The sequence below is a fragment of the Gulosibacter sediminis genome, assembly GCF_014904065.1.
GTDB classification, from domain to species: Bacteria; Actinomycetota; Actinomycetes; order Actinomycetales; family Microbacteriaceae; genus Gulosibacter; species Gulosibacter sediminis.
This window is the reverse complement of record NZ_JACXJG010000015.1, coordinates 4737-14277: the sequence shown is the minus strand read 5'-3', so window position 1 is coordinate 14277 and position 9541 is coordinate 4737. Positions and strand designations below refer to the sequence as shown.

The following is a 9541-nucleotide window of genomic DNA, read 5'->3' as shown; positions in this document are numbered from 1 at the left end:
ACCGGCAAGATGCTCGTGCGCGTCAGCAAGGCGGATGCGGTGGCATAGCCGGCCGCGCGGGTCCAGCCGACGTGTAGTCGCGAACCGTTGTCGAAGTCCCAGTTCTGTGGTTTTGGCCAAAACAAGGCGACCTCTCGGACGGCTCGCGAGCTACGCACTCGCACCATAGCGCTGCCGGGCCGCCTCGCCGCTCGTGCCGATCGCTTCGCCAGCTTCCCGCCACAAGGGCCGTTGCTCACGAGCCGCGCGAACCGCGTCGGCCAACTCGCGCTCGGCGGTGTCGCGCCGCCAGGCGGCGAGCTTGACCGCCATCACGGGCGACATCGGCCCATCCTGGTCACCAGGCTTCGGGTCGTAGTGCTCGAATGCGTCGGCGAGTTCGTCGGCGCGGGCTCTGATTTCATCAATGGAACGCTTGATCATGATGGTTCACCTCAGCCCCCTTGATTAATCGCAAGCGTCCACTCCGACAGCCATACGATTCGCGGCGAGTGGGGCCCGATTCAGTACCCGCAGGTCGTCGGCCACGAGATCGTTGGCCGGGTCGCCGAGGTCGGACCCGAGGTGACGAAGCACAAGGTCGGCGACCTCGTCGGCGTCGGCTGCCAGTCGTACTCGTGTGGTGAGTGCGAGCAGTGCAAGCTCGGGCACGACCAGTACTGCCTCAAGGGCAACACGCAGACCTACGCGGGTGTCGATGTCGATGGCACGATCACGCAGGGCGGCTACTCCGACGCGGAGTGACGAACGAGCACTATGTGCTCCGCATCCCCGAGGGTCTCGACCCGTCGAAGGCCGCGCCGCTGCTGTGCGCCGGCATCACCACCTACTCGCCGCTGAAGCACTAGAACACCGGTCCCGGCAAGCGCGTCGCGATCGTCGGCATGGGCGGGCTCGGCCACATGGGCGTGAANCTCGCGGTGGCGCTCGGCGCCGAGGTGACCGTGCTGTCTCGCGGCACGAAGAAGCGGGATGACTCGCTCGCGTTCGGCGCGGCCCGGTATGTCGACACGACCGATGCGGATGGGATGGCTGAGCTGCGCGGCTCGCTCGACCTGATCATCAACACGGTGTCGGCCGGCCTCGACATCGTGGGCTCCCTCAAGCTGCTCGACGTCGACGGCGCGCTCGTGAACGTCGGTGCACCGGCCGAGCCGTTCGCGGTGCCGGCGTTCTCACTGATTCCTGCGCGCCGCACCCTCGCCGGTTCGACGACGGGTGGCATCGGCGAGATCCAGGAGATGCTCGAGTTCTGCGCCGAGCACGGCATCCACCCCAAAACCGAGCTCGTCGGCGCCGACGAAATCAACGACGCGTGGGAGCGCGTGCTGAGCGCCGACGTCCGCTACCGCTTCGTCTTCGACACCCACACCCTCGCGGGCGCGAAGTAAAGGCTCCTGCACCTNACCCAACCGGGATATTTTCCGTCTCGGGGGGGCGGTCGGCGACGGATGCTCGGCAGCAGCCTCACGGGCACCTTCCGTCACGCTCTGGCTCGCATCGGGGAGCGCAGATCGACACCGTATTTGCGAGGGTCGCGCAAGTGGCATGATCATCTAAACGGCACGTGAAAGGAAACACGAAGTGCGCGATGGCAACGAGGGCGCTGCGAGTGACTCAGTAACTGAGCAAAGCTTCAACTTGCTCGAGTATCTGTCGGCGGTCGCCCGCGAGGTCGGCCCCGCACCCGTCCGTGACGTTCGCCAGCATGACCCGCACATTCTGCCATCCGCCGTACCCGCGCATGCTTCCGTCAAGATCGGCCCAGCAGAGGGACGTCAGGCCTGGCTCTCGGTCGCACGCATCCCGGCCCCAGCCCCGGCCCAGGTACCAGAATGGCTTGCACCGCTGCTCGCGCCGGTGCCCGACGGCAAAGATCCCCTGACTCGACCGCAGCTCGCACCGGTCGCGGTACAGCGACAGATTGAGGCCAAAGTCCTCGACCAGCTCGGCCCCACGAGCGCGGACGATACGGATGAAGACCGCGAAGTTCGCGCCAAGCTCCGCAGACAGTTCGCCGCGGACGCCGAGCGTGGATTCACTGAGTGGCTCGACTCGACCTGGGTGCCATGGGAAGAACGCAGCCGACCGGTTTACGAGGCGCGCCGCCTCTATGCCGCCCTTTACGACCTCCACCTCAAAGCAGAGGCGGAGTCCGCGACCTACGAAGTCGTGTGGGGCCACGTTGTCGTTTCCGCCCGAGATGGTGCCAGCTCGGTCGTCGCGCCAATGCTCACCGCCCGGGCCATCGTCGAAGTCGATCAAGACGACGCCACCATCCGCGTGATGCCCGAACAAGNCGTCGAGCTCGAGCTCGACGCGCTGGAAGGCACCAGCCTCAACGGCATGGACGGCCTCGTCTCGCTGCAAGCCACCCTGCGTGAAACGCCGCCTGACATCTGGGACCCGGAACAGCTGCTCAGCGTGCGGCGGCAGATCAGCGCACAGCTCGGCATCGACGCGGTGCTCGTCGATGACAAGGATCCGGCCACGCCAACAGCCAATCCGCAGGTCAATGACGGCTGGGTGCTCTTCATGCACAAGCGCCCCATGCGTCAGGAACGCTTCTATGACGAGCTCGCCCACAAGATCCTCTACGAGGGATTCCTCCCCGAGGGCCTGGCATCCGTAGTCGCCGACCGCGACCGCGTCGATGACGCATTGCGTCAGCTTGGCCGCGAAGTCTCGACCGACGACGGCACCGCCGATCGACTCCTGATGCCCCTGCCGGCCAACGCCGAACAGGTCCGCATCGCCAGCCAGCTCGCGCGGTCGCGCGGCGTCACCGTTCAGGGACCTCCTGGCACCGGTAAGTCGCACACGATCGTCAACCTGGTCTCGCACCTCGTCGCGCAGGGCAAGCGCGTCCTCGTGACGGCGGAGAAGGAGCAGGCGCTCTCGGTCCTCCGCGACAAGATCCCCGAAGAGCTCCGAGACCTTTCGCTCGCAGTGCTCGAGTCGACGCCGACTGCGATGGAGGAGCTCCGCAGCGCGGCACAGTCGATGCAGGACTCGCTGTCATCCCTCGACGTTCCCCGCGAAGAAAAGCGCATCGCTGAGCTCGGCACCACAGTCGACGCCCTCCGCGAATCAATCGCACGAACGGATGCGGCGCTCGTCCGGGCCCTGCAGAGCGAGCAGCGGGAGTATCCCCTGCCGACTGGCCCCGCCAGGGCTCCCCAGGTCGCGGAGTGGCTGGCCGAGCGTCGCGAGCTCGACGTCATCAAGGATCGCGTTCCCGTGGACGCAAAGATGCCCATCACCCCCGAGGAGCTCGCCGAGCTGGCCCAGATCCTCCGCGAGACGAGCGCGGAGGATGCCGCCGCATCCGCGCTCACGCTGCCGGAGGCCTCGAAACTACCCGCCGCTGCGACGCTCCAGACGCAGCTCAAGAAGCTGGATGAGCTCCGCTCGCAAGTGACGTCGCTCGAGGATCGCGGCCTCCGCGTCGAGACGCTCGACGGCATGACGCTGGAGTCGATCCGGCAGCAGGCAAGAATGTTTCGCGACTCGGCCGCTCGGATGCGCGCACTCTCGGGCCAGTGGGAGGACCGGTACGCGCAGGCGATCCGCCACCGCGACCCTGCGGTGACGTGGGTGGTCCAACACAATCCGGCAACGCGCGAACGGATTCGCGTCGCCCTCGCGCTCGCGAGTCGCCTGGCGGGGCATGTCGTGGACGCCCCCGAGGGCGATCCAGTCGCCCACGCGAAGATGCTCGAAGACTGGGGCAAGCGCGTCGCCGCGGGTAAGAAGCTGTCGATGTTCGCGGCGAAGGACCTGAAGGAGTTCAGCTCCCAGGTGCAGGTCGATGGCTACCCAGTCACGACACCCGCGCAACTCGACCTCGTGCGTACACTGGTCGAGCTGCGGACTAAGACCCGCGCGGCCCATGTCCAGATGTCGCAGGCGTACGCGCCATGCCAGATCCCGGTGCCGCCACTCGACAATGCCTTCTTGTTCGCGGCCGACCAGCTCGCTGCTCGGGTGGACGATGTCACGAGCTGGTGGAGCAGTGCTTTCCCCTCCACGTACGCCGCGAGCCAGGCGTTTGTGACCGCCCACGACGCCGCTCTCCGCCCCGAATCTCTGGAGGAGATCGCCAGCCTCCTCGACGGCGCGGCCGCCCGCATCGAAGAACGTGAGCTCGAGGCGCACCTGGCGTCGCTGCGGGCCGGCCTTGTTGATGCTCGACAAGCGGCGAACGCCTCCCCGCTGTGGGGGCAGCTCGTCTCGGCTCTCGACCTGTCGCGGCCGGATCAGTGGGACGCCACGATGACAGAGTCGCATCGTCTATTCGGGGTTCGCGCCCGCGTGCTCCGCGGCGATGAGCTCCGCGAGCGCCTGTCGGCAGGTGGTGCCCCGATCTGGGCGCGCGCCATCCTGGACAGTCGCGGGGCTGCGGACGTCGTCGGTGGGGTCGAAAACGCCGCCGTCGCCTGGGAGCGGGCAAAGGCTCGCAGCTGGCTCTCGGCTCTCCACTCGGAGACCGACCTCCAGACACTAATGGAGTCCTCGCACACTGACGCCACCGCGCTTCGTCGGGCGATCATCGACCTCGCGAACCGGTCGGCACGTGTGGAGTTGAAGCGCAACCTCAAGGATCGCCAGCGGCGTGCCCTGGAGACGTGGCTGACTGCGGTGAAGCGTGTCGGCAAGGGGACGGGCAAGAACGCGCCCCGCTTCCAGGCTGCTGCCCGCGAGGCGCTGCCGGCCGCGATGGGCGCCGTTCCGATCTGGATCATGCCGATCTACCGCGTGATGGAGAACTTCGACCCGCGAGTGTCGGACCTCTTCGATGTCGTCGTGGTCGACGAATCGTCGCAGTGTGACCTGCTGTCGCTCGGCGTGCTCGCGCTCGGCAAAAAGATCGTCGTGGTCGGTGACGACAAGCAGACGACGCCGGAGCGTGTTGGAATTCAAACCCACCGGATCGCGGCGCTGCAGGATCAATACCTCAAGGGTATGCCCGAGGCGAAGCTCCTGACGCTGGATGATTCGCTCTATTCGATCTCGGGCCGCGCGTTCCCCTCAACCATCGCGCTCAAGGAACACTTCCGCTGCGTCCCCGAGATTATCGAGTTCTCAAACCGCTACTACAACGGCAGCATCTTGCCGCTGCGGGAAGTCAGCGTGCCGCAGATCGGAGACCCGGTCAAGGCCGTCCACGTCGACGACGCTGTGTCGATCGTGCGCGGCTCAAGCCGCGTGAACCTCGACGAGGCCGAGGCCATCACGGCACAAGTCGTGAAGTGCATCGAAGATCCGGCCTACGAAGGGTTGACGTTCGGCGTCGTCAAGATGATGAGTGGCCCACAGGCGCAAATCCTTCAGGACTTGATTCGCGACGCGATCGGCGACGAAGAATTCGAGCACCGTCGCCTCCGCGTGGGCAACCCGCCGATGTTCCAGGGCGACGAGCGCAACGTGATGTTCGTGTCGATGGTCGCCCACGACGCATCCTTCGCCGCGACCACGACGCGGTACGCGCAATGGGCGAACGTTGCGGCGTCGCGCGCCCAAGATCAGCTGTGGATCTTCTACAGCATGGACCCGGCTACGCTGCACCACGAGGATCAGCGCCGCGCCATGATCGAGTACGCGCAGGGGCACGGCCACCGCAAGGACTCGCAGGGCCTCTTCGAGCTCACCGAATCAAAGTTCGAGCGCGACGTCCTGAAGCAAATGCTTGCGCGGGGCTACGACGTCACGCCGCAGCATCGCGTCGGCCGCTACCGGATCGACTTCGTCGTCAACGTCGCCAACGGCGAGAAGCTGGCGGTCGAATGCGACGGCGACACCTTCCACGGCCCCGACAAATGGGATGAGGATGTCCGCCGCCAGCGCGTGCTGGAGCGGCTCGGCTGGTCGTTCTGGCGCATCCGAGCGTCGAAGTACTATCTCGATCCCGAACAGGCGATGCGCCCGCTCTGGGCACGGCTCGAGGAGATGAAGGCGCGTGCCGCGGAAGCCGCCCAAGTGGCGGAGTTTACTCAGGAGCGCGCCGAGCAAGCGCGCCTCGAGAAGCTGCAGGCGCAGCCCTGGGAATCGTTGGAGCCCGAGCCCGAAGCGAGTCCTGAGCCTGAGCCAGAGCCTGAGACTGATCCAGTGACCGAGTCTACGCCTGAGTTGCCGGCTGAGGCGCCGAAAGTCGCGACAGTGGGCTTCAACAATGTCGCGAACACCGCACCCTCGCCCACCGAAGTCGAGCAGCTGCTCGCCACAGCCAAGTCGGTGAAACCCGAGCGCACTAGTGGGAGCCCCCAGCGCACCACCCCGGTCCGGGTTTCACCGATGAAAAACCCCACCGAGGTTCGGCGCTGGGCTCGGGAGAACGGCTACGCGGTGGGTGACCGCGGCCGCATTCCCGCCGAGGTCTATGAGGCGTTCTCTCGCGCAATGTCGGGATCCCTCGACAAGGAGCGGAACCTCGCGAACGGCCCGCAGCCGGGCTCGATTGACGCACCCGTCGCCGGCTCAGGGACTTCGACAATCCCTACATCGACTCGCATTGCCGGTGGCGACGATACGCCGGAGTCCAAGCAATTCGCCGCGAAAGCAGCCTGGGAAACCGGAACGTCGTATCAACTCGACAGCTTGGGAAACATCACGCCGCGCAACAGCACCCGCACACTCGCGACCGTGATCGGCAGCAGCGCAGCAGCGCAGGTTCGGAATCAAATGCAGGCTGTCCGCCCCAACGGTGGGCGCTTCAAGGTGGGTAAGTCAGGTGTCATGGCGACCCTAGTCGACGGCAAGCCGGCCTACGTCTGCACGGTGAGGCCCGACTACTGGTTCCCCGACCACTGGACGCAATAGCCACCGCCACCCCGCCCCCAACCGAGATATTTTCCGTCTCGGTCACGGCCGGCGGCGGATGCTCGCCACTGGCCGAACGCGCGGGTGCGCCCGGTAGGGTGCTCGCGAGCGTGAGCGAAGGGGATGCGCATGGACGGCAGCGTCGATCTCGCGTACCCGTTTCGCGGGCGGTGGCTCGTGCAGAACAGCCCCGCGAACCGGGTGCCGAGCCACGGCACCGACGCGTTCGCGACCGCCTACGCGATCGACTTCGTCCCCGTCGATGAGCGCGGCCGCAGCGCCCGCATCACCGCAGCCTCGCTCTTCCGCCCCGACCCCGCCGAACGCTTCCCCGGCTTCGGCCGCGAGATCCTGGCTCCGATCGGCGGCCGCATCGTCGCGGCGAGCGACACTCATACTGACNCACGCGGCCTACCGCGGCTTCCCGTCAATTGGCTACGCGCTGAGCCAGCGCCAGCGCATCCAGGCAGGCTGGCCCGCCCTCGCCGGCAACCACATCTTCGTCGAGTCCAGCACAGGCATCATCGTCGCCCTCTGCCACCTCCAACAAGGCAGCATCACGACCCAAATCGGCGCCCGCATGCGAACAGGTGACCCAATCGCCCGCTGCGGCAACTCGGGCAACAGCACCGAGCCGCACCTGCACATCCAGGCGATCGACACCGCCGACATCAAGCAAGCCCGCGCAATCCCGATCACCTTCAACAACACACTCCCCCGCAACGGTGACATCGTCACGGCCCCGTAGCACCCGGCGAAAGGCAAGGATCGCTTCGCCGCGCTTGCCAGCCGCTCCGCCTAGAATTACGGGATGGATCGCGCCAACGACGGACAAGACCAGCTTCTTGATGATGCAGATCGAGACATTATTGATCAGCTGCGCATGAACGGTCGCCTGTCATTTGCCGAAATCGGTCGCCGCCTGGGCTACACCGAGCCGACGATTCGGCAGCGCTATAACAGGCTCGTTGCCCTGAACATTATTCATGTCGTCGGCATGTACGACGAGACGAAAATTGGTGGCATCGCAGCACACGTCGGCGTGCGGGTTTCTGAAGTGCCAGTTGCGCAGGTCGCCGCGCAGCTCGCCGACCACCCACAGATCAAATACGTTGCTTGCGCCCTCAGCTACTACGACATCATTCTTGACGTCGTCGCGATTGACTCCAAAGCGTTGGGCCGGATCGTGCTTGAAGACCTTCGCCGCATTCGCGGCATCTCCGAGGTCGAAACGCTGACCGTGCTGGATGTCCGGAAGGACACCTACGTGTGGCAAGGCTTTCGGGAGCCGAGCCCACGAAGCAACATCCGCCAGAATCGCGAGAAGCTGCCGCAAACGCGGGACGTCTCCCAGATCACGTAATTTTCGAGTCTCTGAAGCCCTGCCCCGCCGCTCCACGCAGCCCGTCCCAGGTGTAGTCCTTTGCGAGCGAGGTGACGGTGATGGGCTGGATGGAGGCCACGCCGGGGTGCCGACGGATCTCGTCCATGAGATCGATCAGCTGGGGCTGGTCTCGGCACGTCGCTTCGAGGTAGAGGTCGTGCGAACCTGCGACGAGGGCGATGTGGTTAATCTGACTGATGCCAGAGAGGCTATCGGCGACCGAGATGGGCGGCAGATTCCTCACCCTGAGCAGCAACCGAACGACCTGGTGCCCAAGGAGCAGCGCATTACAGAGCGCAACGATCGTGATGACGTTGTCATCCTCCAGCTTCGAAACACGCATCCGCACCGTCGATTGGGCGATGCCTAGTTCTTCTGCCAGCGACGCAAACGATCGTCGTCCGTCACGGGCAAGCAGGTCGATCAGCTGCCGATCCAGGTCGTCTACCATGCACTCACGCTCCCGGGCCTCCCACCCAGGCTAGCGCGAGAGGTGTGGAATCACCGACAGGACTCCCTGCCGTTGGCAAGGCAGGGATCCCACACAGCCCGTTGGACCGCGACGGCAGAAGTCCCGTCTAGTCGCCAGAGAGCCGACGCACAGCCCGAACAAGCTCCACATTGTCCGAAGCCAAAGACCCGTCGGGCAGCGTCACACCATCTTCGAACCCGATTCGGGTCTGACACCCGTCCTCTATTGCAGCCTGCACAACGGGCCACACGGTCTCGTCGTAGCCGTGATACAAGATCGGGGCGGTAACCCCCTCCTTGCGCAACACTGCGGCGATCTCACGACACTCAGCGACCGCGGCTTGCGCGTCGGCCGTCTCCGGCTCGATCAGCACGCGCACATTCTGGTCGAGTGTCGGTGAGGCAAGGAGCGCGGGGACATCGGCCATCGACCAGACGGCCGACTCGAGCACCATGCCTCGCTCGAGGACCAGCTCCGCCGCCTCGGCAGCACCTTTTTCGCTGAACGCGACCGACGCGAAGTCGGGCAGAGCGTCTGCGGGCCATGCGGACACGTGACTCATTCGTTCGGCATGCGACTCCACGGTCCACAAGCCCGTTGTGGTACCGATGGTGAGGGTCTGCTGAACAGATAGGTGACACCTGATCTGTGTGGTGCCGGAAGGCGCTGCTGGGNGTTCCGTGACGACGTGGTCCGCGTCGCTGCGAGCCGCGAGCCCGGTGTGCCGTTGCGTCAGATCGCGGCGGACTTCGGGATCAGCGAGACCTGCCTGCAGAACTGGGTTCGCCAGGCCGCCGTGGAGAACGGCGCGAAGCCCGGCGTGACGAAGGCCGAGTCTGATGAGGCTCGGGAGCTGCGTAAGCGGG

General features: G+C 65.7%; 7 protein-coding genes and 1 pseudogene. 5 read left to right on the top strand and 3 right to left on the bottom strand.

The annotated features are described in order from the left end of the window. Positions 1 to 150 precede the first annotated feature (150 nt). Positions 151 to 423: a hypothetical protein gene (locus ID132_RS08500; RefSeq protein WP_193128353.1), complete on the bottom strand. Its 273-nt coding sequence runs from the start codon at positions 421 to 423 to the stop codon at positions 151 to 153. A 39-nt stretch (positions 424 to 462) separates the two neighbouring features. On the opposite strand from ID132_RS08500, the pseudogene ID132_RS08495 reads away from it, so the two are divergent. The 4 genes and pseudogenes from ID132_RS08495 to ID132_RS08480 form a co-directional block, all read left to right on the top strand. After that, a pseudogene (locus tag ID132_RS08495) lies at positions 463 to 1391 on the top strand (NAD(P)-dependent alcohol dehydrogenase); the annotation flags it as partial. Positions 1392 to 2229: 838 nt separating this feature from the next. Further along, positions 2230 to 6819 carry an AAA domain-containing protein gene (locus tag ID132_RS08490; RefSeq protein WP_459562462.1) on the top strand — a complete coding sequence of 1530 codons (4590 nt, stop codon included), beginning with the start codon at positions 2230 to 2232 and terminating at the stop codon, positions 6817 to 6819. 262 nt (positions 6820 to 7081) lie between these two features. Further along, on the top strand, positions 7082 to 7567 hold the full coding sequence (locus ID132_RS08485; protein ID WP_328743968.1) for a M23 family metallopeptidase: 486 nt from the start codon (positions 7082 to 7084) through the stop codon (positions 7565 to 7567). A gap of 63 nt (positions 7568 to 7630) precedes the next feature. Then, entirely contained in the window at positions 7631 to 8182 is a 552-nt protein-coding gene (locus ID132_RS08480; protein WP_193128351.1) for an Lrp/AsnC family transcriptional regulator, read from the top strand. On the opposite strand, the gene ID132_RS08475 is transcribed toward ID132_RS08480, so the two are convergent. Continuing rightward, positions 8175 to 8654 (bottom strand): Lrp/AsnC family transcriptional regulator, encoded by a 480-nt coding sequence (locus ID132_RS08475; RefSeq protein WP_193128350.1) that lies wholly within the window; start codon positions 8652 to 8654, stop codon positions 8175 to 8177. The two genes, ID132_RS08480 and ID132_RS08475, sit on opposite strands and share 8 nt — an antisense overlap. A gap of 127 nt (positions 8655 to 8781) precedes the next feature. Then, positions 8782 to 9285, bottom strand: coding sequence for a 3-keto-5-aminohexanoate cleavage protein (locus ID132_RS08470; protein ID WP_328743980.1), 504 nt, complete (start codon positions 9283 to 9285; stop codon positions 8782 to 8784). A 24-nt stretch (positions 9286 to 9309) separates the two neighbouring features. Here ID132_RS08470 and ID132_RS15265 point away from each other — a divergent pair. After that, positions 9310 to 9541, top strand: a 232-nt coding sequence (locus tag ID132_RS15265; protein ID WP_413229359.1) for a transposase, incomplete at its 3' end; no start/stop codon positions are given.

What these genes read in the sequence shown, in the direction of transcription:
- ID132_RS08500 (WP_193128353.1), bottom strand. Translation starts at nt 423, where the DNA reads ATGATCAAGCGTTCCATTGATGAAATCAGAGCCCGCGCCGACGAACTC.
- ID132_RS08480 (WP_193128351.1), top strand. Translation starts at nt 7,631, where the DNA reads ATGGATCGCGCCAACGACGGACAAGACCAGCTTCTTGATGATGCAGAT.
- ID132_RS08475 (WP_193128350.1), bottom strand. Translation starts at nt 8,654, where the DNA reads ATGGTAGACGACCTGGATCGGCAGCTGATCGACCTGCTTGCCCGTGAC.